Here is a 23626-nt window from a genome sequence, read left to right on the forward strand (position 1 = left end):
AACGGAGACTTCCTTCGAGCTGCTCTCGCAGTCCCTCCGGGCCCTTCGTTCTTACTTCGTAGAGCTTATCAGATCCGCCGTTGTGGCTTTTCCGACTCCCTCTCGGTGTTTCCGACCTTAGCAGGTCTTCCGCACCGTTTCGGCCTCAAGTGGCCTTCGCCGTAACCGACCTGACGGCCTGTCCGACGTGTTGAACTTTAGCTGAACTCCGCTCCGAAAAGCGAATCCGACCGAAGTCCGCGCACGCAACCGAAATACCGGCACAGCACAAAACAGGCCGGCCGCGCGCAGCCATAAAGGAACAGCGCGAATAGACCAGCACAGATGTACTGAGAGAGGTGTTTCGGGAGAGTGGCCGCCCCGGGACCGTCCGCGCAGATGCGTGTCCGGTGCTCCCAGCCGAGCGACTAGGGAACACTACGCTGCCCGCACCGCAGATGCAAACGTCGTCGGCCGGCCCAGCCCCTCCAGGGGGCGGGCCGGCCGACGACGTTCGACTGCGGGTTGCAGCCAGTGGGCAGCGGGCAGCGGGCCGACTCAGCTGTTGGTCGGGAACCCGAGGTTGATCCCGCCGTGCGAGGGGTCGAGCCAGCGCTGGGTGACCGCCTTGCCCCGGGTGAAGAACTGAACGCCGTCCGGCCCGTACGCGTGCGTGTCGCCGAAGAGCGAGGCCTTCCAGCCGCCGAAGGAGTAGTAGGCGACCGGCACCGGGATCGGCACGTTGATGCCGACCATGCCGACCTCCACCTCGTGCTGGAAGCGCCGCGCCGCACCACCGTCATTGGTGAAGATGGCCGTCCCGTTGCCGTACGGGTTGGCGTTGATCAGCGCCACCCCCTCCGCGTAGGAGGCGACCCGGACCACCGACAGCACCGGCCCGAAGATCTCGTCGTTGTAGACGGACATGCCGGGCTTCACGTGGTCGAAGAGCGTCGGGCCGAGCCAGAAGCCGTCGGCCGTCGCGTCGCCGTTGACGTCCTCCGCCGCGATCGCGTGCTTTCGGCCGTCCACCGCCAGCTCCGCGCCGTCGGCCAGGCCGGACTCCACGTAGGAGGTGACCTTGTCCCGGTGCTGGCCGGTCACCAGCGGGCCCATCTCGGAGTCCCCGTTGCAGCCGGGGCCGACCTTCAGCAGGGCCATCCGCTGCTTGATCTTCTCGACCAGCTCGTCGCCGATCGGGTCCACCGCCACCAGCACCGAGACGGCCATGCAGCGCTCGCCGGCCGCGCCGAAGCCGGCGTTGATCGCGGCGTCCGCGCTCAGGTCCAGGTCGGCGTCGGGGAGCACCAGCATGTGGTTCTTGGCGCCACCGAGCGCCTGCACCCGCTTGCCGTACCGGGTGCCGGTCTCGTAGACGTAGCGCGCGATCGGGGTGGAGCCGACGAAGCTGACGGACTTCACGTCCGGGTGCTCCAGCAGCCGGTCGACCGCCACCTTGTCACCGTGCACGACGTTGAAGACACCGTCCGGCAGCCCGGCCTCCTTCCACAGCTGCGCCATGAAGTTGGCCGCCGACGGGTCCTTCTCCGAGGGCTTGAGGACGACGGTGTTGCCGGCCGCGATCGCGATGGGGAAGAACCACATCGGGACCATGGCCGGGAAGTTGAACGGCGAGATGATCGCGACCGGGCCGAGCGGCTGGCGGATCGAGTAGACGTCGATCCCGGTGGAGGCCTGCTCGGTGAACCCGCCCTTGATCAGCTGCGGGATGCCGCACGCGTACTCGATCACCTCCTGGCCGCGGGCCAGCTCGCCCAGTGCGTCCGAGTGCACCTTGCCGTGCTCGGAGACGATCAGCGCGGCCAGCTCGTCCTTGCGGGCGTTGAACAGCTCCCGGAAGTTGAAGAGCACGGCCGTGCGCTTGGCGATCGAGGCGTGCCGCCACTCGGCGAAGGCGGCGGAGGCGGCGGCGACCGCCTGGTCGACCTCGGTGATCTCGGCGAAGTCGACGTGGCCGGACACCCGGCCGGTGGCCGGGTCGTAGATGTCCCCGCGGCGCGGCGCGACGCCCGCGGTGGGTACGGGCGCACCGTCGATCCAATGGACGACGTGCTTCTCCGTGCTGCTCTGGCGTTCAGTGGGCGTGCTCACGGTGGTCTGCCTCCAAATCACGGGCTCGCCGTCCAGTCTGGTCGCCACGCCACGGCTGCTCAACGAGCACACTGACGGGGATAGCCCGTTCGGCCTTACACCCCGTACCGGGTGCCGTCCCCCGCCAGGCCGCATGCGCCTCAGCGCCCTCAGTCGTGCTCCCTCGGCCCGCCGAGCCCACCGGCCGCCTCGTGCAGCGCCAGCTCCAGGAAGACCGGGTCGGTCAGCCGGCCCGAGCCGTCCGGCGGCAGCAGCCAGTGCAGGCGGCCACCGCGCACCGCCGGGTGCGGAACCATCAGCCCGGCGCCCTCCCCGAGACCACGCACGCCGGTACCGACCCACCGGGCGGCGGTCCCGATCGGCACCAGGAACCCGACGGAGTTCTCGCCGAGGTCCAGTAACGCCGGTCCGCACCGGGGCAACCTGCCCCGCCCGCCCGTCGGCGGCGCGCCCGTGAGCAGGCGCAGCGCCGGCAGGCCGAGCCGCCCCGGGACGACCAGCACGTCCCAGAGCCGTCCGGCCTGCAGCAGCGCCAGTGCCCGGGGGCTGTGCCGCCACACCCGCCGGCAGGCCGCGGGATCGGATGCGGCGGCGGCCAGCCAGGCCACCGCGTCGCTTGGTTCCGTACTGTCCATGGCCCCGCCCCTCGCTCTGCTCGGCTGTCGTCAGGGAGAGCGCGGCGGGGGCGGATTCTTACACGACTCGGTCGAGAAGTGGTCGAGTGAAGTGTCGAGCAGTGTCGGGCCGGTTCAGCCCCGGTCGCCGAAGACGGTGCGGTGCCAGTCCTTGCGGGCCACCGCCGTGGTGTCCAGCATGACGTGCTTGACCTGGGTGTACTCGTCCAGCGAGTACTGCGACATGTCCTTGCCGTAGCCGGAGGACTTGTATCCGCCGTGCGGCATCTCGCTGATGATCGGGATGTGGTCGTTGACCCAGACACACCCGGCCGCCAGCTCCCGGGTGGCGCGCAGCGATCGGTGCACGCCCCCGGTCCACGCCGAGGCCGCCAGTCCGTACGGCGTGTCGTTGGCCAGCCGCAGCCCTTCGTCGTCGCTGTCGAACGGCAGCACGACGAGCACCGGCCCGAAGATCTCGCCCTGCACCACCTCGCTGTCCTGCGCGGCGTCGGTGATCAAGGTGGGCCGGTAGTACGCGCCGGGCCGCAGATCGGTGCCGTCGTGACCGACGGTCGGGGCGCCGCCGCCGGCGACGATCGTGGCGCCGTAGCCGCGGGCGCGCTCGACGAAGCCCGCCACCCGGTCGCGCTGGGCGTGCGAGACGAGCGGGCCGAGGTCGGTCTGCGGGTTGCGCGGGTCACCGAGCCGGACGCCGTTGTAGAGCTCGGCGACACCGGCCACGAAGGCCTGGTAGAGCGGGCGCTGCACGTAGGCGCGGGTCGCCGCGGTGCAGTCCTGCCCGCTGTTGATCAGCGAGGCGGCCACCGCCCCGTGCACCGCGGCGTCCAGGTCCGCGTCGTCGAAGACCACGAACGGCGCCTTGCCACCGAGTTCGAGGTGGGTCCGCTTGACGGTCTCGGCGGCCAGCCGCGCGACCCGCTTTCCCACCACGGTCGAGCCGGTGAACGAGACCATCGCGACGCCGGGGTGGCTGACCAGCCGCTCCCCGGCGGTCGCCCCCGCACCGACCACCACGTTGACCACGCCGTCGGGGATACCGGCCTCGGTGCAGGCCCGGGCGAACATCAGCGAGGTCAGCGGCGTGAGCTCGGCTGGCTTGAGCACCACGGTGTTGCCCGCGGCGACGGCCGGCAGGATCTTCCAGGCGGCCATCTGCAGCGGGTAGTTCCACGGCGAGATCGAGCCGACCACGCCGATCGCCTCGCGCCGGACGTAGGACGTGTGGTCGGCCGAGTACTCGCCGGCCGCCTTGCCCTCCAGGTGGCGCGCGGCGCCGGCGAAGAACGCGGCGTTGTCGATCGTGCCGGGGACGTCGAACTCGGTGGACAGCTTGATCGGTTTGCCGGTCTGCGCGGTCTCCACGTGCGCGAACTCCTCGGCCCGGTCGGCCAGGATCGCGCTGAGCCGCAACAGTGCCTCGGAGCGGGTGCCGGGCGTGGCGCGCGACCACTCGGGCAGCGCGGCGGTCGCGGCCGCGACCGCCGCGTCGACGTCCTCGGTGGAGGCGAGCCGGACCTGCTGGACGGTGCTGCCGTCGGCGGGATTGACCACGCTGAACGGCTCGAGGCCCGTCCCGACGTGCAGCCGGCCGCCGATGTACTGGGCACCGTCGGCGAAACTGCTCAAGTCGCTGGGTTCCATGGGTCGGTTCTCCTCCATAAGGCCATTCCACCCGCTCGGAACCGCCGACGATGCCCGCTGCCCGACGAGCCGGACAAGGGTCACTCCGACAGCCGAGCCGGGAAGAGCCTTACAAGGTGACAGGGCTGGGACCGGGTGACAGATCGTTCGCGGGATGCGAGATTCACCTGACACCTTGCTCCCCCGTTCCACGTTCTCCCAGCTGACCCGCCCAGGAGGCCCTCCGTGCTGCCGACCGTCGCCCGCGTGCTCGACCTCGAAGTGATGCGCCGCGGCCTGCCGCAGGTAGTGGCCGGGGCCGGGCGGTTGGAGCGTCCGGTGCGCTGGGTGCACGTCAGCGAGCTGCCGGACGTGGCCGGCATGCTGCGGGGCGGCGAGCTGGTGCTGACCACCGGCATCGCGCTGCCCGAGGACCGCGAGGGGCTGGCCCGCTACGTGCGCGAGCTGGCCGAGGTCGGGGTGGCCGGCCTGGTCGTGGAGTTCGGCCGCCGCTACTTCGACACGCTGCCGCGGGCCCTGGTGCACGCCGCCGAGCAGCGTGGGCTGCCGCTGATCGTGCTGCGCCGCGAGGTGCGCTTCGTCGCGGTCACCGAGGCGGTGCACGCGCTGGTGGTCAACGCCCAGCTGGAGCAGCTGCGCGCGTCCGAGGTGGTGCACCAGGTCTTCAACGAGCTCGCGGTGGAGGGCGCCGAGCCGGCCGAGGTGCTGCGCCAGATCGCCCGGATGGCGGGCGCGCCGGTGGTCCTGGAGAACCTGAGCCACCAGGTGCTCGCGCACGACCCGGCCGGCCGGACCGAGGACGAGCTGCTGGAGCACTGGGAGCGCCGCTCGCGCGCGGTCCGCTCGGCCGGCCGTACCGGATACGACCCGCGCAGCGGCTGGCTGGTGACGACGGTCGGGGCACGTGGCGAGGACTGGGGGCGCCTGGTGCTGGTGAACGAGCCGGGCGAGCTGCCGGACGAGGAGGCGCACCCCTGCGCGATGCTGCTGGAGCGCGGCGCGGCCACGCTGGCGCTCAACCGGCTGCTGGTGCGCGACCGGGAGAGCCTGGAGCGGCAGACCCACCGCACGCTGCTCGCCGGCATCCTGACCCATGCGCTGACGGTCAGCGAGGTCGCGCTGCGCGCCCAGGCGCTGGGGGTGCCGCTGGAGAGCCGCCGACTGGTCGGTGTGGTGCTGCGCCGGCGCGGCGGGGCACTGCCGGCCGCACTGGAGGCCCAGGCCCGGCTGCGCGACTTCACCGAGCTGGCGGCCACCGCGGCTCGCAGCTGCCGGCTCGCCGCGCTGGTCGGCGCCCTGGACGACGAGGGCGTCGGTCTGCTGATCGCGCTCGGCTCGCAGCAGGAGGAGCACGCCGCACTGGACGCCTTCGCGGCCGCGCTGCGGCGGCTGGTGGCGGACAGCAGGGAGCCGAGCGCGCCGGTCATCGCCGTCGGCTCGTCGGTCGGCTCGGTGCGCGACGCCCGGCGCACGCTGATGGAGGCCACCCAGGTGGCGGACGCCGCGCTGCACGACGCGCCCGGCGCGCGGGCCGCCTCGTACTACCGGCTGCCGGACGTGCGCCTGCGCGGCCTGCTGCACCTGCTGCGCGACGACGCCCGGCTGCAGACCTACGTGGAGCGCGAGTTGGGCCCGCTGCTGGCTCATGACGCCGAGCACGGCTCGCAGTTGGTGCAGCTGCTGCGGGTCTATCTGGAGCAGGGACGGAACAAGTCGGCCGCGGCAGACGCTGCGCATCTGTCGCGGCCGAGCTTCTACGACCGGCTGCACAAGGTGGAGCGGATCCTGGCGGTCGATCTGGACCAGGTGGAGTCCTGCCTCTCGCTGCACGTCGCGCTGCTCGCGCTGGACGCCGTCCGGCGCTGAGCAGGTCGGCCCGGGCCGACCTGGGCCGACCCGGACCGGCATGCAGTCAGTTCATCGCATCAGCCGACGTGCGCGTCCACCACGGTGAGCGCCTCGTCCAGCACGGCGAGGCCGGCCCGCGCCTCCTCCGGCGTCACGGTGCACGGCGGCACCACGTGGAACCGGTTCATGTTGGTGAACGGCCAGAGCCCGCGCTTCTTGCAGGCCGCCGCCAGCTCGGCCATCGGCGCGTTCGCCGCGCCGGCCGCGTTGTACGGGACCAGCGGCTCGCGGGTCTCCCGGTCGCGGACCAGGTCCAGCGCCCAGAAGACGCCGAGCCCGCGCACCTCGCCGATCGACGGGTGCCGCTCGGCCAGTTCGCGCAGCCCGGGGCCGAGCACGGTGTCGCCGATCAGCTTGGCGTTCGCCACGATGCCCTCGTCGGCCATCGCGTTGATGGTCGCGACGGCCGAGGCGCAGGCCAGCGGGTGGCCCGAGTAGGTGAGGCCGCCGGGGAACGGCCGCTCGGCGAAGGTCGCGGCGATCTCCGCGTTGATCGCGACGCCGCCCAGCGGGACGTAGCCGGAGTTGACGCCCTTGGCGAAGGTGAGCAGGTCGGGGACGACGCCCCAGTGGTCGGCGGCGAACCACTCGCCGGTGCGGCCGAAGCCGGCCATCACCTCGTCCAGGATGAAGACGATGCCGTAGCGGTCGCAGATCTCCCGGACGCCGGCCAGGTAACCGGCCGGCGGCACCAGGATGCCGGCGGTGCCGACCACGGTCTCCAGGATGATCGCCGCGACGGTCTGCGGGCCCTCGAACGCGATCGTCTGCTCCAGGTGGGCGAGCGCGCGCTCGCACTCCTGCGCCTCGTTCTCCGCGTGGAAGGCGGAGCGGTACAGGTGCGGCCCCCAGAAGTGCACCACGCCGGAGGTGCCGGTCTCGTTGGCCCAGCGGCGCGGGTCGCCGGTGAGCGCGATCGCGTTGGCGGTGGCGCCGTGGTACGAGCGGTAGGCGGCCATGACCTTCTGCCGGCCGGTGTGCAGCCGCGCCATCCGGACGGCGTTCTCGACGGCCTCGGCGCCGCCGTTGGTGAAGAAGATCTTGTCCAGGTCGCCGGGGGTGCGCTCGGCGATCAGCCGGGCCGCCTCGCTGCGCGCCTCGACCGCGAAGCCGGGCGCGAGCGTGCAGAGCTTGCCGGCCTGCTCCTGGATCGCGGCGACCACCTTGGGGTGCTGGTGGCCGATGTTGGTGTTCACCAGCTGGGAGGAGAAGTCGAGGAAGCGGTTGCCCTCGTAGTCCCAGAAGTACGAGCCCTCGGCGCCGGCCACCGCGAGGGGGTCGATCAGGGCCTGGGCGGACCACGAGTGGAAGACGTGCGCGCGGTCGGCGGCCTTGACGGCCTGCCCGGCGGCGGGATCGGCAGTGGGGATGCTCATGTCCGCCAGCGTAGGCAAGACGCCCGGCGCCGTGGAGCGGCATCTTGTCAGGCGGTCACCGTCCGGGCCGACAGGGTGGAAAGCCACGAGCGGACCCGGGGTGCACCCGGGCCCGCTCGTGCGATTCAACAGATCAGATCCACGGATCAGACCTACAGCTCAGGATCCACAACGGATCAGATCGCGGTCATGACGTGCTTGATCCGGGTGTAGTCCTCGAAGCCGTAGGAGGAGAGGTCCTTGCCGTAGCCCGACTTCTTGAAGCCGCCGTGCGGCATCTCGGCGACCAGCGGGATGTGCGTGTTGATCCAGACGCAGCCGAAGTCGAGGCGGCGGGACATCCGCATCGCACGGGCGTGGTCCTTGGTCCAGACGGACGAGGCCAGCGCGAACTCCACACCGTTGGCGTAGCCGACGGCCTGGTCCTCGTCGGTGAACTTCTGCACGGTGATGACCGGGCCGAAGACCTCGTTCTGGATGATCTCGTCGTCCTGCTTCAGGCCGGAGACCACGGTCGGGGCGTAGAAGTAGCCGATCTCGCCGACCCGGTGGCCACCGGTCTCGACCTTCGCGTGCGCGGGCAGCCGCTCGATGAAGCCGGTCACCTGGGCGAGCTGGTTGGCGTTGTTCAGCGGGCCGTAGAGCACGTCCTCGTCGTCTACCCCGCCCGTCTTGGTCTCGGCGGCGGCCTTGGCCAGCGCGGTGACGAAGGCGTCGTGGATCGACTCGTGCACCAGCACGCGGGTGGCGGCGGTGCAGTCCTGACCGGCGTTGAAGAAGCCGGCCACCGAGATGCCCTCGACCGCCTCGGCGATGTCGGCGTCCTCGAAGACCACGACCGGCGCCTTGCCGCCGAGCTCCAGGTGCACCCGCTTGACGTCCTTGGCGGCGCTGCCGGCCACCTGGATGCCGGCGCGGACCGAACCGGTGATCGAGGCCATCGCCGGGGTCCGGTGCTCGACCATCAGGCGGCCGGTCTCGCGGTCGCCGCAGATCACGTTGAGGATGCCGGCCGGCAGCTCCAGCTCCGCGAGGATGCCGCCGATGATCTCGGCGAGCAGCACGGTGGAGGCGGGCGTGGTGTCGGAGGGCTTGAGCACCACGGCGTTGCCGGCCGCGATCGCCGGGGCGAACTTCCAGACGGCCATCATCATCGGGTAGTTCCAGGGCGCGACCTGGGCGCAGACGCCGACCGGCTCGCGGCGGATGATCGAGGTCATCCCGTCCATGTACTCACCGGCGGCCTTGCCCTCCAGCAGGCGGGCGGCACCGGCGAAGAAGCGGATCTGGTCGGCCATCGGGCCGATCTCCTCCGACTTGGTCAGCCCGCGCGGCTTGCCGGTGTTGCGACACTCGGCCTCGACCAGGTCGTCGGCCCGCGCCTCGACGGCGTCGGCGATCTTCAGCAGCAGCTTCTGCCGGGTGGACGGGGTCGCGTCGCGCCAGGTCTCGAAGGCGGCGGCGGCAGCGGCCATGGCGGCGTCGACATCGGCCGCACCGGAGAGCGGGGAGGTCGCGTAAGCCTGCCCGGTGGTCGGGTCGACGACCTCCAGCGTGCGGCCGTCCGCCGCATCGACGAACTCGCCGTTGATGTAGTTGCGCAGCGTACGAAGGTCGCTCACGACTCTCTCCTCGGGTAGCGGTCGGCGCGGGGGCGGCCGATCCGTCATGGGGCTGTGCGAGTGGTCCGGGTGGGTGGTCCGGCCGGGCGTCGGGTGACGCCGGGTGGCCGGGTGGGGCCCGAGACGGTCCACTGGTGGGGAGCGTACGCCCCGGGGGGACGCGCGCGCGTGACCTCGTCAGAGTAGCCGCATTCTTGCCGGTATCGGCAGAGCCCTGCACTGGATGCAATGAAATCCGTACCGAATTCCGATCATCGCGACGAAATCAGCAGCCCTGACACTTGCGAACAGTCGTCCGATCGGGCACAGTGGCCGCGTGGCCAACCGCGACCGGAACAGCAGCGTTCCCCTCGACTCCGTCTCCAAGGCGATCATCGAGCAGCTGCAGGAGGACGGCCGCCGCGCGTACGCGACCATCGGCAAGGCCGTCGGCCTCTCCGAGGCCGCCGTCCGGCAGCGGGTCCAGAAGCTGCTCGATCAGGGCGTGATGCAGATCGTCGCCGTCACCGACCCGCTCACCGTCGGGTTCACCCGACAGGCGATGGTCGGCATCACGGCCGAAGGTGACATCGAGCCGATCGCCGACGCGCTGGCCGCCATGGACGAGGTCGACTACGTGGTCTGCACCGCGGGCTCGTTCGACCTGCTGGCCGAGCTGGTGTGCGAGGACGACGAGCACCTGCTGGAAATGATCAACAAGCGAATCCGTGCGCTTCCCGGCGTGCGGAGGACCGAGAGCTTCGTTTACCTGAAGCTCCGGAAACAGACCTACACCTGGGGCACCCGATGAGCGCCGACCCGGCACCGAAGGACCTTTCGAAGACCGCGTACGACCACCTGTGGATGCACTTCACCCGCATGTCGTCGTACGAGAAGTCCCCCGTCCCCACCATCGTCAAGGGTGAGGGCACCTACATCTGGGACTCCAACGGCAAGAAGTACCTCGACGGCCTCGCCGGCCTGTTCGTGGTGCAGGCCGGCCACGGCCGCGAGGAGCTGGCCGAGGCCGCTGCCAAGCAGGCCAAGGAGCTCGCCTTCTTCCCGGTCTGGAGCTACGCCCACCCGAAGGCCGTCGAGCTGGCCGAGCGGCTGGCCAACTACGCGCCGGGCGACCTGAACAAGGTCTTCTTCTCCACCGGTGGCGGCGAGGCCGTCGAGACCGCCTGGAAGCTCGCCAAGCAGTACTTCAAGCTGACCGGCAAGCCGACCAAGTACAAGGTCATCTCGCGCGCCGTCGCGTACCACGGCACCCCGCAGGGCGCCCTGTCCATCACCGGCCTGCCGGGGCTGAAGGCCCCGTTCGAGCCGCTGGTGCCGGGCACCCACAAGGCGCCGAACACCAACATCTACCGCGCCCCCGCGTTCCTCCAGGGCCCCGACGGCACCGTCGACCCCGAGGCGTACGGCCGCTGGTGCGCCGACGAGATCGAGGTGGCCATCCTCAACGAGGGCGCCGACACCGTCGCCGCCGTCTTCGTCGAGCCGGTGCAGAACGCCGGTGGCTGCTTCCCGCCGCCGCCCGGGTACTTCCAGCGGCTGCGCGAGATCTGCGACCGGCACGACGTGCTGCTCGTCTCGGACGAGGTCATCTGCGCCTTCGGCCGCCTGGGCACCATGTTCGGCGCCGACAAGTTCGGCTACCAGCCCGACATGATCACCTGCGCCAAGGGCATGACCTCGGGCTACTCCCCGATCGGCGCCACCATCATCTCGGACCGCCTGGCCGAGCCGTTCTACAAGGGTGACAACACCTTCCTGCACGGCTACACCTTCGGCGGCCACCCGGTCTCCTCGGCGGTCGCGCTGGCCAACCTCGACATCTTCGAGCGCGAGGGCCTCAACCAGAAGGTCCTCGACAACGAGGCCAACTTCCTGGGCACCCTGGACAAGCTGCGCGACCTGCCGATCGTCGGCGACGTGCGCGGCAACGGGTACTTCTACGGCATCGAGCTCGTCAAGGACAAGGTCACCAAGGAGTCGTTCAACGACGACGAGGTGGAGCGCGTGCTCTACGGCTTCCTGTCGAAGGCGCTCTTCGACAACGGCCTGTACTGCCGCGCCGACGACCGTGGCGACCCGGTCATCCAGCTGGCCCCGCCGCTGATCTCCGACCAGTCGACCTTCGACGAGATCGAGCAGATCCTGCGGGTCAGCCTCACCGACGCGTGGGCGAAGATCTGAGCTCTCTGACCCACCTCCCGCTCTGAGCTCCGGAACTTCCCGAGTTCTCCGAGCTCGCCGAGTTCTCCGAGCTCAGAGCAACCCTCCGCCGAAGGGCGGTCCCGCTCGGCCTCCTCCTCAGGGCCGACGGGACCGCCCTTCGGCGCATTTTCGTACTGTTCTTTTGATCATTCGTCCGGGTTTAACCCGGCTACGTACCGTGTGCCGCAACCGCAACCAGGCCGGGTCGTTCTAATCTGGCGACTGTCATCCCCCTGCATCCGTGCAGAGCCACCTTCCCAGGACCGGCGGAGGAACTCCATGTCAGCGGCCCCGCCCGACAACGACGTGCTGTGGGCCCGGGGGATCGTCAAGTCCCACCAGGGCACCCCGGCCCTGCGCGACGTCTCGATCGGCATCCGCGAGGGCGAGGTGCTCGCCATCACCGGGCCGCGCGGCTCCGGCAAGTCCACCCTGATCGGCTGCCTCTCCGCGCTGCTGCCGGTGGACTCCGGCGAGGTCTGGTTCAACAGCTCCCCCGTGCACACGCTGAGCCGGGCCGGCCGGGAACGGCTGCGCCGCGACCGGTTCGGCTTCGTCGGCTCCGAACCGCAGCTGGTCCCGGAACTGACCGCCCGGGAGAACGTCGCGCTGCCGCTGCTGCTGGCCGGCGCCGGCCACAAAACCGCGTACGGCGCGGCCGACGACTGGCTGGAGCGCCTGGACGTGACCGACTGCGCCAAGCGCCGGCCGGCCGAGCTGGTCCAGAGCCAGCGCCAGCGGATCGCAGTGGCCCGCGCGCTGGCGCCGCTGCCCCGGGTGGTCTTCGCAGACGACCCGACCGCGCCGCTGCACCGCGAGGCGCAGGACCAGGTGCTGCGGATACTGACCAGCGCCGCCCGCTCGCACCAGCTCACCCTGGTGCTCGCCACCCACGACCCCGAGCTCGCCCGGTACGCCGACCGGACGGTCGCCCTGGTCGACGGACGCACCCCGGCGCCGGCCAGTCCGGTCCGCCGCCCGGCTCCGGCGCCGGTCCCGACCGCGCACTGACCCAGCCGCACCGACCGAGCCACGCAGGACGAGTGAAGGAAAACCCAGGTGTTCTATCTCCGCCTGGTCAGGGGCTACCGGGTGCTCGACCTGGGCCGCTGGCTGCTCACCGCGACCGCGGCCGCCGTGGTCGCCGCCTTCCTGCTGCGGGCGCTCGGCCGCGCACTGAGCGACCCGCCCGGCGGCGCGAGCGCCATCGAACGGCTGCTCTGGTGCCTGCCGCCGCTGCTCGCGGTCGCCTGGTTCGCGGCGGTCGCCGCCCGGGCGCTGCCCGACCAGCGGCCGGAGCGGATGGCCGGACTGACCGCCGCCGGCGCCGGTCCGACCCGGATCCGGCTGCTGATCGCCGGCGAGATCGCGCTGGCCTGCGCACTGGGCGGCCTGCTCTCGCTGCTCGCCTTCTTGGTGCTGCGCAACAACATCGCAGGCCCGGGGCTCGCTCCCGAGCTGGGCATGGGAGTGCGGCTGCCGCCGGCCGCGCCGGTCGCACTGCTGGCCCTGCTGCCGCTGACCGCCGGCTTCTCCGCCGCCGTCGCGGTGCCGGTACGGGAGTCGCTGCCCGGCGTCGACGCCCCGATCCGGTCCAGGCGCTTCGGGCTGGTGCACACCGTCACGGCCCTGCTGCTGACCGTCGGCGGCACGCTGACCGAGTTGTACGCGCTGCGCCCGGCCGCCGCCGAGGACCCGCGGCCGCTCGGACTGCCGGCCGACCTCGGCCGGACCAGCGCCACGCTGCTCGGCGGCTGGGCGGCCGCAGCGGTCGGCCTGGCACTGCTGACGGGGCCGCTGCTCGCCTTCGCCGGCCGGCTGCTGGCGCTCGGCCGGCCGAGCGCCCGCCGGCTGCTGGCCGGGCGCGGGCTGACCGGCGCGGCCCGTCGGCTGAGCGCGCCGCTCGCGGTCCTGGCCTTCACGCTCGCGGTGGTGCTGACCTCGGTGCGGCACTGGGTGGCTCCGGGTGCCGACGGCACCGGGCCGCTGCCGGCCGCCGAGGCGCTGCTGATCACCGGCTGCGTGGTGGCGGCGGTGATCGCCCGGTTGGCCGAGGTCCGGGCGACCCGACGGTCCGTCACCGGGACGCTGCTGCAGCTCGGTGCGTCACCGCGGCTGCTCTTCGGTGCCGCCCTGCTCCGCTGGGCGGTGGGCGGCACCGTCGTGCTGGTCATCGGCTGCTGGACGGCCGCGCTGGCCGCCGCGATCCTCGCCTGAGGTTCGCGGCGGCCGGCGGTGCCTTCGTCAGCCGGTGGTGCTTTCGTCAGCCGGCGGCGGCGAGCTGACCGCAGGCGCCGTCGATCTCCTGGCCGCGGGTGTCGCGGACCGTGGTCGGCACACCGTGCGACTCCAGCCGGCGGACGAACTCGCGCTCGTCCTCGGGCCGGGAGGCCGTCCACTTCGAGCCCGGGGTCGGGTTCAGCGGGATCAGGTTGACGTGCACCCGGTGGTTCTTGATCAAGCGGCCGAGCAGGTCGGCGCGCCAGGCCTGGTCGTTGATGTCCTTGATCAGCGCGTACTCGATGGAGATCCGCCGGCCGGACTTCTCCGCGTAGTTCCACGCGGCGTCCAGCACCTCGGCGACCTTCCAGCGGGTGTTCACCGGGACCAGCTCGTCGCGCAGCTCGTCGTCGGGAGCGTGCAGCGAGAGCGCCAGACGGCAGCTCAGGCCCTCGTCCGCGAGGCGGTTCATGGCCGGCACCAGGCCGACGGTGGAGACCGTGATGCCGCGCTGGGACAGGCCGAAGCCGTCCGGCGCGGGGTCGGTCAGGCGGCGGATCGAGGCCAGCACCCGGTTGTAGTTGGCCAGCGGCTCGCCCATGCCCATGAAGACCACGTTGCTCAGCCGCGCCTCGCCGCCCGGGATCTCGCCGGCCTTGAGCGCGCGCATCCCGGCCGCGATCTGCTCGACGATCTCCGCGGTGGACAGGTTGCGGGTCAGGCCCGCCTGGCCGGTCGCGCAGAACGGGCAGTTCATGCCGCAGCCGGCCTGCGAGCTGATGCACATCGTGACCCGGTCCGGGTAACGCATCAGCACGGACTCGACCAGCGTGCCGTCGAAGAGCTTCCAGAGCGTCTTGCGGGTGGTGTCGTCGTCACAGGAGACGTGCCGCACCACGGACATCAGCTCGGGCAGCAGCTGCTCGGTCAGCTTGTCGCGACTGGCCGCCGGGATGTCCGTCCACTCCGCGGGCTGGTTCGAGAGCCGGCCGAAGTAGTGGTTGGACAGCTGCTTGGCGCGGAACGGCTGCTCGCCCAGCTCGGCGACGGCCTCCTTGCGCTCGGCGGGGTTCAGATCGGCGAGGTGTCGCGGGGGCTTGGCGCCGCGCGGCGCGACAAAGGTGAGTTCTCCGGGTGCAGGCATGGTTCATCCAGTGTCGCAGATACGAAGAAGGTGCCGGCACGGCCAAGGGCCCGGCGTAGCAGCCCGGCCTGGGAGCCCGGTATGACGAAGGGCCGACGGCGCAGGCCCGGGCATGACGAAGGTCCCGGGCGTCCATGACTCCCGGGACCCGTGCCGACCGTTCGGTCAGCTCCCGACGAAGGCCGCCAGCAGGAGCCAGACCACCGGGGCGGTCGGCAGCAGCGAGTCGAGCCGGTCCATGATCCCGCCGTGGCCCGGCAGCAGCGTGCCCATGTCCTTGATGCCCAGGTCGCGCTTGATCATCGACTCGGCCAGGTCGCCGAGCGTCGCGATGACCGCGGCGCAGCCGCCCAGGATCAGGCCCTGCCACCAGTGCCCGTCATCGATGATCCACTGCATCAGCAGTGCGCCGGCCAGCATCGACAGCCCGATCCCACCGGCCAGGCCCTCCCGGGTCTTGCCGGGGCTGATGGTCGGCGCGAGCTTGTTGCGGCCGAACTTGTAGCCGACCGCGTAGGCCCCGGTGTCGCTGCAGATGGTGACCACCAGGAAGAGCACGATCCGCTGCGGACCGTCGTGCGCGGAGAGCATCAGCGCCACGAAGGTCGCCAGGAACGGCACGTAGAACGCGGTGAAGACCCCCGCGGTTATGTCCCGCAGGTAGTTCTCCGGCGGCTCTTTCATCCGCCAGATCATCAGCGCCAGCGCGGTCAGCGCGAGCGCCGCGGCGGCGCCCTGCGGGCCGATCCAGTAGCCGGTGGTCAGCATCGCGAGACCGCCGAGCAGCAGCGGCGGCAGCGGGATCCGGATGTCCTTGCGCTCGGCGAGCCGGCTGGTCAGCTCCCAGCTGCCGACCGAAGCCGCCGCCACGACCACGACCAGGAAGAGCACCTTGACCACGAAGAGCGAAACGATGATCACCGCTCCGAGGCCGACCCCCACCCCTATCGCGGCCGGGAGGTTGCGGCCACCGCGCTGCTTGCGGGGCTGCTGCGGCTCGGGCTGGGCCACCGGTGTCTCCTGCCCTGGGGGTCGGGATCCCCGGTCCGTCGCCACGGGCGGCGACGTCTCGGGGATCTGCGGGGTTGTGCCCCTAGAGCCTGGGGCGTTCGGGGCGTCGTTCATCAGACTTCGAGCAGCTCGGCTTCCTTGTGCTTCAGCAGCTCGTCGATCACCGCGACGTACTTCGCGGTCACGTCGTCGAGCTCCTTCTCGGCGCGGCGCACCTCGTCCTCGCCGGACTCCTTGTCCTTGACGAGCTTGTCGAGGGAGTCCTTGGCCTTGCGGCGGATCGACCGGATCGAGACCTTCGCGTCCTCGCCCTTGCCGCGGGCGACCTTGATGTAGTCGCGGCGGCGCTCCTCGGTCAGCTGCGGGAAGTTCACGCGGATGACGGAGCCGTCGTTGGACGGGTTGACACCGAGGTCGGAGTCGCGGATCGCCTGCTCGATGTTGCGCAGCGCGGTCTTGTCGAACGGCGTGATGACCGCCATCCGCGGCTCGGGCACGGCGAACGAGGCGAGCTGGTTGATCGGGGTCGGCGCGTCGTAGTACATCGCGACGATCTTGTTGAACATCGCCGGGTGGGCCCGGCCGGTGCGGATGGCGGCGAAGTCGTCCTTGGCGACCGCGACGGCCTTCTCCATCTTCTCCTCGGCCTCGAGGAGGATCTCATCGATCACAGTCTGCTCCCTGTCCGGTTGCCTCATGGCGTACTGATGTTCCGCGCGCCCCCTGGGCGTGCGGCTGACTGGTGCTCAGGCCCGGACGGAATCCTGGCTGATGAGTGTGCCGATCTTCTCACTCTTCACCGCACGGGCGATATTGCCCTCGGCGAGCAGCTCGAAGACCAGGATCGGCAGGCTGTTGTCCTTGCACAGGGTGATCGCGGTCAGGTCCGCGACCTTGAGGTCGCGCGAGATCACCTCGGAGTACTCCAGCGCGTCGAAGCGCACCGCGTCCGGGTTGGTCTTGGGGTCGGAGTCGTAGACGCCGTCGACACCGTTCTTGCCCATCAGCAGCACCTCGGCGTGGATCTCCAGGGCGCGCTGCACGGCGGTGGTGTCGGTGGAGAAGTACGGCATGCCCATACCCGCGCCGAAGATCACCACGCGGCCCTTCTCCAGGTGCCGGATGGCCCGCAGCGGCAGGTACGGCTCGGCGACCTGGCCCATCGTGATGGCGGTCTGGACCCGGGTCTCGATGCCTTCCTTCATCAGGAAGTCCTGCAGCGCCAGGCAGTTCATCACGGTGCCGAGCATGCCCATGTAGTCGGAGCGGGCCCGGTCCATGCCGCGCACCTGGAGCTCGGCGCCGCGGAAGAAGTTGCCACCGCCGATGACCACGGCGACCTCGGTCCCCTGCCGGACCACGGTGGCGATCTCGCGGGCGATCGCGTGGACCACGTCCGGGTCGACACCGAGGCTGCCGCCGCCCGCGAAAGCCTCGCCGGACAGCTTGAGCAGAACCCGCCGACGCGAGCCGCCCTGTGCGGTTCCGGGGGTCTCCTGCGTCTGCTGCGTCTCCTGCATGGACTTCTCCTTCTGAACCTGCTGCTTCACAGGTCCGGGTGTGCGGGGCCCCGACCTGCGCGTACACGCGAGGAGGCCACTGCCGCGGGAAACCTAGACGGTGTCCTGCACGGCAATGGCCTCCTCGTCGTTCATGGTGCCGACTCACTGACTCGCAGCTGCGGCGGCGGTTCCTACCTTAGGCAGGAACCTGTGGTTCCCGCCCTCAACGGGCGGGGAACCAGCTGAACGTGGCTCAGGCGCCGACGCGGAAGCGGGCGAAGCGCTTGAGGGCGACGCCGTTCTCCTCGAGAACCTTGGCGACGGTCTTCTTGTTGTCCTTCGCGAAGGCCTGCTCCAGGACGGAGTTCTCCTTGACGAAGCCGGTGACGCGACCCTCGACGATCTTCGGCAGGGCAGCCTCGGGCTTGCCCTCCTCGCGAGCGGTGGCCTCGGCGACGCGGCGCTCGTTCTCCAGCTCCTCGGCCGGGATCTGCTCGCGGGAGAGGTACTTCGGCGCGAAGGCGGCGATGTGCTGCGCGATGTCCTTGGCGACCTCGGCGTTCTCCTTGTCGAGCTCGACCAGGACGCCGACCTGCGGCGGGAGGTCAGGAGAGGTGCGGTGCAGGTAGACGGTGACGTAGCCGTCCGCGAACTGGGCGAAGCGGTCCAGGACGATCTTCTCGCCCAGGTTCGCGTTGGCCTCGTCCACGAACTGCTGGACGGTCTTGCCGGCCTCGATCTCGGAAGCCAGGGCGGCCTCCAGGTCGGCGGGCGCAACCTTGGCGATGTGGCCGGCGATGGCGTCGGCGACGGCGACGAACTTCTCGCCCTTGGCGACGAAGTCGGTCTCGCACTTGAGCTCGACCATCACACCGCTGGTGTTGTCGTCGGCGATGACGGCGACGATGGCGCCGTTCTCGGCCGTGCGGCCCTCGCGCTTGGCAACACCCTTCAGGCCCTTGATACGGATGAGCTCAAGGGCCTTGTCGACGTTGCCCTCGGCCTCGTCAAGCGCCTTCTTGCAGTCCATCATGCCGGCGCCGGTGAGCTCACGGAGCTTCTTGACGTCCGCGGCGGAGATGTTCGCCATGGTGAATCTCTTCTCGCGTCTCGCGTGTCTGCGGGGTGGTTGCACCGGAGCTGATGGTTCAGCCCCGGCACGTGGAGAGAGGGGCACTCGCCGGTACGTACCGGCGAGTGCCCCTCACCCTTCGGTACGTCAGGCCTGCTCGGCCTCGGCGGCCGGAGCCTCGGCGGCCGGAGCCTCGGCGACGACCTCGGCCTCGGCGGCGGGGGCCTCGGCGACAACCTCGGCCTCAGCGGCGGCGGGGGCCTCGTCGGCCTTCGTCTCACCGGTCGCCAGCAGGTCCTGCTCCCAGTCGGCCAGCGGCTGGTCGGCACCCGGCTCGGCCTTGACGTCGCCCTTGGCGACACCGGCGCGGGCCTTCAGACCCTCGGCGACGGCGTCGGCGATCACGCGGGTCAGCAGCGTGACGGAGCGGATCGCGTCGTCGTTGCCCGGGATCTTGTAGTCGACCTCGTCGGGGTCACAGTTGGTGTCGAGGATCGCGACGACCGGGATGTTGAGCTTGCGGGCCTCGCCGACCGCGATGTGCTCCTTCTTGGTGTCCACGATCCAGACAGCGCTGGGCACGCGCTGCATGTCGCGGATACCGCCGAGGGTCTTCTCGAGCTTGGTGTGCTCGCGCTCGAGGACCAGGAGCTCCTTCTTGGTGAGGCCGGAGCCGGCCACGTCCGTGAAGTCGATCTCGCTGAGCTCCTTCATCCGCTGAAGGCGCTTGTAGACGGTCTGGAAGTTGGTCAGCATGCCGCCGAGCCAGCGCTGGTTCACGTAGGGCATGCCCACGCGGGTGGCCTGCTCCGCGATGGCCTCCTGCGCCTGCTTCTTGGTGCCGACGAAGAGGACGCTGCCGCCGTGGGCAACGGTCTCCTTGACGAACTCGAACGCGCGGTCGATGTAGTTCAGCGACTGCAGCAGGTCGATGATGTAGATGCCGTTGCGCTCCGTGAAGATGAAGCGCTTCATCTTCGGGTTCCAACGACGGGTCTGGTGACCGAAGTGGACGCCGCTCTCCAGCAGCTCCCGCATCGTGACGACGGCCATGGCCGTGCTCCTCAGGTGTTGCGCCCGGCGTGGCGTTGCTGCCGTGATCACGGCACTCGGCGGCCACCGGGTCTGCTCGGTTTGTCCGTGCCGGTCAGGTGACCGTCACGCCTGACGCCCCGACGTGCCGAGCCGACCTGGCCTGGGCGGCGGAAGGCCGCGACAGGCTCGGCGGACCGAGCGGCACTCGCACCGACTGGCGCGACGACTGGGCCGTGCGTCCACCGGTGGCGGGGCGTGCGAAGTCGACCCGGTAAGCCGGGTCGCGTGTGAAGTGTACGGGAAGCGCCGAGTGACCGGCGACTCTGCGCCGCGGGGCGGGCGCCCGGGGCGCGGGAACGGCGGCGCGGCGGGGGTGCCGTGGGGGCTTCGTGGCGGCGGCGCGCCAGCGGTTGGCGGCGGGCCGGCGGCAGGCCTTGTGGCGGGTCGGCGGCGGGCCGGTGGGGTGATGATGCTATTGGCAGGCTGCTGGCTGCGCCGGACGGGTGAAGACGGTTGTGCACAGCCCCGGGGTTGTCCACAGGTTTTCGACAGGCCGTGGTGGAGCACCGCGGCGGAGCGGAACCTCTGGGGCATGACTCCTCCTCTTCTGCTCTGCGTCGCACTGGGGCACCCACCACCGGCGCCCGACCGGCGGCGGGCGGCAGCGCTGGCCGCGCTCTGTCTGGCTGCGGCGCTGGTGCTGTTCGGGCTCGCGCCACCGGCCGGCGCACGGGCGGCCGCGCTTGCCACGCGCGCCTCCGCGGTGGCCGTCGGCACGGCACGCGGCCTCCCCGCCGCACCCGGCAGCGAGGTCGGACCCGCCAGCGAGGTCGGACCGGGTAGCGGTGATCCGCCCGGCGGCGGCATCGGGCGGGCCTGGCCGGTGGGCGGACCCGCCGGGGTCCTGCACCGCTTCGCCGCGCCGCCGGCGGTCTGGGCCGCCGGGCATCGGGGCGTCGATCTGGACGCCGCACCCGGGGCCGAGGCCCGGGCGGCCGCCGCGGGCACCGTCGCCTTCTCCGGGACGGTCGCCGGGCGGCCGGTGATCACGGTGCTGCACCCCGGTACGGGCAGCCCGCCGTTGCGCACCACCTACCTGCCGGTGGCAGGTCAGGTACCCGTCGGCGGTGCGGTCGGCGCCGGCCAGGTGATCGGCCGGCTCGCCCCGGGCACCGGGCACTGCGCGACCGGCTGCCTGCACTGGGGGCTGCTGCGCGGGGAGCGCTACCTCGATCCGCTCGCGCTGCTGGGCGCCGGGCGGGCGCGGCTGCTGCCCCTGGAGGAGGCCGGCCAGGAGGCGAACCGGGCCGGCTGGACTCAGCAGGCGGCGGGAGCAGCCGGATCAGCAGGCGCCGAGCAGGCCGGAGGGTCTGAAGGGCCTGAAGGGTCCGAATCGACCCCGGGTGCCGGCTGCGCCGTGGCCAGACCGTGCAGCGACAGGGCGACGGCCGTGTCGGCGATGGCCTGGCGCTCTGCGGCGGACCGGCCCTCCGAGCGCTTGACCGCGGCCTCCACCACGCCCTGCAGCAGCGCCGCCGCCAGCCGCGGCTCCGGGTGGCCCAACTCGCCGAGGGTGTCCACCACCAGACCGACCAGCCCGGCGTGCGTGACCCGGATCCGGCTGCGCGCGGCCTCGTCGAGCTCCAGCGCCGAGATCGCGGTGACGGCCCGGTGCCGGGGGTCGCCCGCGAGCGCGAGCTGGCCGCGGACGTAGGCCTCGATCCGGCCGACCGCGGTGTCGCAGCCGGCCATCCCGGCCTCGATCTCCGCCGCCCAGAGCGGGAAGTCCAGTTCGCAGAGCTGCTCGACCAGATCGGCGCGCGAGCGGAAGTACTCGTAGACCGAGGAGCGCGCCAAGCCGGTGCGGGCCGCCAGGGCGGGGAAGGTCAGCGCCTCCCTACCGCCCTCGGTCAGCAGCGAACGGGCAGCGTCGAGCAGGGCTGCACGCTGCAGCCGGCGGTGCTCAGCCAGAGTGGCGGCTCGGATCTTCGGCACCCTCCAACTGTACGGAGGTCGAACACCGGGCAGGACGCTGGCACGCGTACCGGAATCGGTCACTACCGGCTCGGCGCGGACACGACCGGCTCAGCACACACGACCGGCTCAGCGCAGATCGGAGAGCTTCGCCCGCAGCTGGAGAACGGACTTGGTATGGATCTGACTGACCCGGCTCTCGGTCACCCCGAGGACCTGCCCGATCTCGGCCAGCGTCAGGCCCTCGTAGTAGTAGAGCGTCACGACGGTCTTCTCCCGCTCGGGGAGCGTGTTGATCGCTCCGGCCAGCAGCTTGCGCAGCTCGCGGTCCTCGGCGACCTCGACCGGGTTCTCGGCTCCGATGTCCTCCAGGGTGTCCATCAGGCTGAGCCGCTCACCGCCCTCGCCGGCCGGGTGGAGCAGCTCGTCCAACGCCACCACGTTCGCGAGCGAGAGCTGGCTGAAAATCGCGTGCAACTCCTCGATCGCGATCCCCATCTCGGCCGCCACCTCGGGCTCGTGCGGCGTCCGCCGCAGCCGGGCCTCCAGCGCCGCGTACGTCCGCTCGACCGACTTCGCCTTCTGCCGCACCGATCGCGGAATCCAGTCGAGCGCCCGCAGTTCGTCGATGATCGCGCCACGAATGCGGCTGATCGCGTAGGTCTCGAACTTGATCGCCCGGTCGAGGTCGAACTTCTCGATCGCATCGATCAGACCGAACACGCCGGAGGAGACGAAGTCGGCCTGCTCGACGTTGGCTGGCAGGCCGACCCCGACCCGGCCGGCCACGTACTTGACCAGTGGCGAGTAGTGCAGGATCAACTGCTCGCGCAGTTTGGGGTCACCACTGACCTTGTAGGAGCGCCAGAGCACCTCAAGAGGAGTGGCCGACGGAGGCAGCGCCGAGGCCGGCGGCGGTGCCGGTGCCGGTGATGGTGATGGTGATGGTGATGGTGGGGCAGCGGGCGAGGGAACAGCGGCAGGGCCCGAGCGCACGGAGGACGCTCGACCAGGTGCCGGTACCGGCGCTGGTGATGGCGATGCTGATGGTGGTTCAGCGGGACCCTGTCCGGCAGGAGGTGGTGTGGCAGCGGACGGAGTGCCAGGTGATGGCGTGCCGGGAGGTGGTGTCGCGGTGAGGATGGCGGGTAGCGGGAGCGCCGGGGCGGGGAAGGCGGCTGGACCAGGCACGAGGGTGCCCGTCGGGGGTGGCGCCGCAGCCGCGGGCTGGTCCTCGCCGAGTGGGGCGGGTGCCTTGGCCGAGCCGTCCGACCGGCGCCCGCTGCCGCGGGTCGGCTGAGGGACCGAGGCCAGCCCGGTCGGCTTGGTCACCTGCGCCGATCTCCCGGTTCGCGCGGGCTTCGCGGGCTTCCCCGGCTTCGCCAGTGCGGCGCGGGCCGAGACGCCGGGCGGTCCGCCTGCGGCGGCGAGCGGTGCCGTCGCGACGTCACGCCCCCGGGCATACCGCCGCGGCCGGGCGACGGGACGCCCTTCCGACGCCCCGGCAGCGACGGCGGCGGTAGCAGCAGCGCCGGTTGCAACGGACGGCGGCGACGGCGCAGCCGACTGCGACTGGACCGAAGACGAGACCATCCGAACAGGTTCGGTCTCCGGCGCAGTGGCAGCGGGTGTGCCCGGCGGGGGTGGATCGGTCGCGCCGTCAGTCTGGCGGCGCTGCGCTCCCGGTGACGGCAGCTCGGAGGGTCGGACCGTCACGGGCCGGGTACTCGGCAGGCCGGACTTCGCGGGCGACGTGTCGAGTCCGGCGCGCGGGTCCATGCCGGGGCCACCGCCAGGCCCACCGCCGGACCCGCCCAGGGGCCGGTCGGCACTGGTCGCCCTGTGTCCGGGAATGTGTCCGGGAAGGTTTGTGGGCATACGTGGGTCTGCGCCGTTCTGCCGAGTCATGTGCTGATAGGGAAGCCATAGCGAGCGTAGCGTGACCGAGTCGATGCACTGTGCTACCACCACCTGGCCGTCGCTCGTTCCGGTGGTGTTCACTCCGTCGCGCGAACGCGCGCGCTGCGTTCGGCCGTCGCGCGCCGGTGCGGCCACCGACCTTCTCGGCGAACCATCCGAGCCGTGCGCCTGACCAGCGCACGGCCGGAACGGAGCCACCGGCACCGCGGCACGGCCGAACGACCGCTCCACCTGACCGCTCCGCCGAGCGCGGTGCCGGGCGCGCGGTGC

General features: G+C 71.3%; 18 protein-coding genes and 2 pseudogenes. 7 read left to right on the forward strand and 13 right to left on the reverse strand.

Going from position 1 to position 23626, the window contains the following annotated elements; translation table 11 throughout:
* Positions 1-537: 537 nt before the first annotated feature.
* The 3 genes from AC060L_RS28625 to AC060L_RS28635 all read right to left on the reverse strand — a co-directional run bounded on the left by AC060L_RS28625 (position 538) and on the right by AC060L_RS28635 (position 4370).
* Positions 538-2091 (reverse strand): CoA-acylating methylmalonate-semialdehyde dehydrogenase, encoded by a 1554-nt coding sequence (locus tag AC060L_RS28625; RefSeq protein ID WP_483801846.1) that lies wholly within the window; start codon positions 2089-2091, stop codon positions 538-540.
* A 149-nt stretch (positions 2092-2240) separates the two neighbouring features.
* A complete protein-coding gene (locus tag AC060L_RS28630) occupies positions 2241-2726 on the reverse strand; it encodes a hypothetical protein (RefSeq protein WP_483801847.1) in 486 nt (161 codons plus the stop codon).
* 114 nt (positions 2727-2840) lie between these two features.
* Entirely contained in the window at positions 2841-4370 is a 1530-nt protein-coding gene (locus tag AC060L_RS28635; RefSeq protein ID WP_483801848.1) for a gamma-aminobutyraldehyde dehydrogenase, read from the reverse strand.
* A 225-nt stretch (positions 4371-4595) separates the two neighbouring features.
* Here AC060L_RS28635 and AC060L_RS28640 point away from each other — a divergent pair, with 225 nt between their 5' ends.
* The gene (locus AC060L_RS28640; RefSeq protein WP_483801849.1) at positions 4596-6236 is read left to right on the forward strand and encodes a PucR family transcriptional regulator; all 1641 of its coding nucleotides are present in this window, start codon (positions 4596-4598) and stop codon (positions 6234-6236) included.
* Between the two features lie 59 nt (positions 6237-6295).
* On the opposite strand, the gene AC060L_RS28645 is transcribed toward AC060L_RS28640, so the two are convergent.
* Both AC060L_RS28645 and AC060L_RS28650 read right to left on the reverse strand, forming a co-directional pair.
* Positions 6296-7654, reverse strand: coding sequence for an aminotransferase class III-fold pyridoxal phosphate-dependent enzyme (locus AC060L_RS28645; RefSeq protein ID WP_483801850.1), 1359 nt, complete (start codon positions 7652-7654; stop codon positions 6296-6298).
* A 176-nt stretch (positions 7655-7830) separates the two neighbouring features.
* Positions 7831-9324 carry a gamma-aminobutyraldehyde dehydrogenase gene (locus AC060L_RS28650; protein WP_483801920.1) on the reverse strand — a complete coding sequence of 498 codons (1494 nt, stop codon included), beginning with the start codon at positions 9322-9324 and terminating at the stop codon, positions 7831-7833.
* A gap of 268 nt (positions 9325-9592) precedes the next feature.
* Between AC060L_RS28650 and AC060L_RS28655 the strand changes: the two genes are divergently transcribed.
* The 4 genes from AC060L_RS28655 (at position 9593) to AC060L_RS28670 (ending at position 13695) form a co-directional block, all read left to right on the forward strand.
* Positions 9593-10066 carry an Lrp/AsnC family transcriptional regulator gene (locus tag AC060L_RS28655; RefSeq protein WP_110669795.1) on the forward strand — a complete coding sequence of 158 codons (474 nt, stop codon included), beginning with the start codon at positions 9593-9595 and terminating at the stop codon, positions 10064-10066.
* Complete coding sequence (locus AC060L_RS28660) at positions 10063-11457, forward strand: aspartate aminotransferase family protein (RefSeq protein ID WP_483801851.1); 1395 nt, start codon at positions 10063-10065, stop codon at positions 11455-11457. The genes AC060L_RS28655 and AC060L_RS28660 overlap by 4 nt, the downstream gene beginning before the upstream one ends.
* Positions 11458-11757: 300 nt before the next feature.
* A complete protein-coding gene (locus AC060L_RS28665) occupies positions 11758-12489 on the forward strand; it encodes an ABC transporter ATP-binding protein (RefSeq protein WP_483801852.1) in 732 nt (243 codons plus the stop codon).
* 48 nt (positions 12490-12537) lie between these two features.
* Positions 12538-13695, forward strand: a complete 1158-nt coding sequence (locus AC060L_RS28670) for a hypothetical protein (RefSeq protein ID WP_483801853.1) — start codon at positions 12538-12540, stop codon at positions 13693-13695.
* 46 nt (positions 13696-13741) lie between these two features.
* Here the strand turns inward: AC060L_RS28670 and rlmN are convergent, their stop codons facing one another.
* The 6 genes from rlmN to rpsB all read right to left on the reverse strand — a co-directional run bounded on the left by rlmN (position 13742) and on the right by rpsB (position 19480).
* Entirely contained in the window at positions 13742-14842 is a 1101-nt protein-coding gene (rlmN, locus tag AC060L_RS28675) for a dual-specificity RNA methyltransferase RlmN (protein WP_483801854.1), read from the reverse strand.
* 165 nt (positions 14843-15007) lie between these two features.
* Positions 15008-15967 carry a phosphatidate cytidylyltransferase gene (locus AC060L_RS28680; protein WP_483801855.1) on the reverse strand — a complete coding sequence of 320 codons (960 nt, stop codon included), beginning with the start codon at positions 15965-15967 and terminating at the stop codon, positions 15008-15010.
* Positions 15967-16524: a ribosome recycling factor gene (frr, locus tag AC060L_RS28685; RefSeq protein WP_483801856.1), complete on the reverse strand. Its 558-nt coding sequence runs from the start codon at positions 16522-16524 to the stop codon at positions 15967-15969. Before frr ends, AC060L_RS28680 begins: the two co-directional genes overlap by 1 nt.
* Before the next feature lie 75 nt (positions 16525-16599).
* Positions 16600-17373, reverse strand: a complete 774-nt coding sequence (gene pyrH, locus AC060L_RS28690) for a UMP kinase (protein WP_483801857.1) — start codon at positions 17371-17373, stop codon at positions 16600-16602.
* A 235-nt stretch (positions 17374-17608) separates the two neighbouring features.
* On the reverse strand, positions 17609-18445 hold the full coding sequence (tsf, locus tag AC060L_RS28695; protein WP_483801858.1) for a translation elongation factor Ts: 837 nt from the start codon (positions 18443-18445) through the stop codon (positions 17609-17611).
* 129 nt (positions 18446-18574) lie between these two features.
* On the reverse strand, positions 18575-19480 hold the full coding sequence (gene rpsB / locus AC060L_RS28700) for a 30S ribosomal protein S2 (RefSeq protein ID WP_483801859.1): 906 nt from the start codon (positions 19478-19480) through the stop codon (positions 18575-18577).
* 574 nt (positions 19481-20054) lie between these two features.
* Here rpsB and AC060L_RS28705 point away from each other — a divergent pair.
* Positions 20055-20639: pseudogene (locus AC060L_RS28705) on the forward strand (peptidoglycan DD-metalloendopeptidase family protein); the annotation flags it as partial.
* Between the two features lie 242 nt (positions 20640-20881).
* Here AC060L_RS28705 and AC060L_RS28710 read toward each other — a convergent pair.
* Positions 20882-21433 (reverse strand): annotated as a pseudogene (locus AC060L_RS28710) (TetR/AcrR family transcriptional regulator); the annotation flags it as partial.
* Positions 21434-21565: 132 nt separating this feature from the next.
* On the reverse strand, positions 21566-22336 hold the full coding sequence (gene whiG / locus AC060L_RS28715) for an RNA polymerase sigma factor WhiG (protein WP_483801921.1): 771 nt from the start codon (positions 22334-22336) through the stop codon (positions 21566-21568).
* Positions 22337-22353: 17 nt separating this feature from the next.
* On the opposite strand from whiG, the gene AC060L_RS28720 reads away from it, so the two are divergent.
* The gene (locus AC060L_RS28720) at positions 22354-22575 is read left to right on the forward strand and encodes a hypothetical protein (protein WP_483801923.1); all 222 of its coding nucleotides are present in this window, start codon (positions 22354-22356) and stop codon (positions 22573-22575) included.
* Positions 22576-23626 lie beyond the last annotated feature (1051 nt).

It is taken from the genome of Kitasatospora sp. NEAU-69, from assembly GCF_057158765.1.

Coding starts and splice junctions, on each gene's coding strand:
- tsf (WP_483801858.1), bottom strand. CDS start 18,445: ATGGCGAACATCTCCGCCGCGGACGTCAAGAAGCTCCGTGAGCTCACC.
- AC060L_RS28650 (WP_483801920.1), bottom strand. CDS start 9,324: ATGACGGATCGGCCGCCCCCGCGCCGACCGCTACCCGAGGAGAGAGTC.
- AC060L_RS28635 (WP_483801848.1), bottom strand. CDS start 4,370: ATGGAACCCAGCGACTTGAGCAGTTTCGCCGACGGTGCCCAGTACATC.
- rlmN (WP_483801854.1), bottom strand. CDS start 14,842: ATGCCTGCACCCGGAGAACTCACCTTTGTCGCGCCGCGCGGCGCCAAG.
- AC060L_RS28630 (WP_483801847.1), bottom strand. CDS start 2,726: ATGGACAGTACGGAACCAAGCGACGCGGTGGCCTGGCTGGCCGCCGCC.
- AC060L_RS28645 (WP_483801850.1), bottom strand. CDS start 7,654: ATGAGCATCCCCACTGCCGATCCCGCCGCCGGGCAGGCCGTCAAGGCC.
- pyrH (WP_483801857.1), bottom strand. CDS start 17,373: ATGCAGGAGACGCAGCAGACGCAGGAGACCCCCGGAACCGCACAGGGC.
- rpsB (WP_483801859.1), bottom strand. CDS start 19,480: ATGGCCGTCGTCACGATGCGGGAGCTGCTGGAGAGCGGCGTCCACTTC.
- AC060L_RS28665 (WP_483801852.1), top strand. CDS start 11,758: ATGTCAGCGGCCCCGCCCGACAACGACGTGCTGTGGGCCCGGGGGATC.
- AC060L_RS28660 (WP_483801851.1), top strand. CDS start 10,063: ATGAGCGCCGACCCGGCACCGAAGGACCTTTCGAAGACCGCGTACGAC.
- AC060L_RS28680 (WP_483801855.1), bottom strand. CDS start 15,967: ATGAACGACGCCCCGAACGCCCCAGGCTCTAGGGGCACAACCCCGCAG.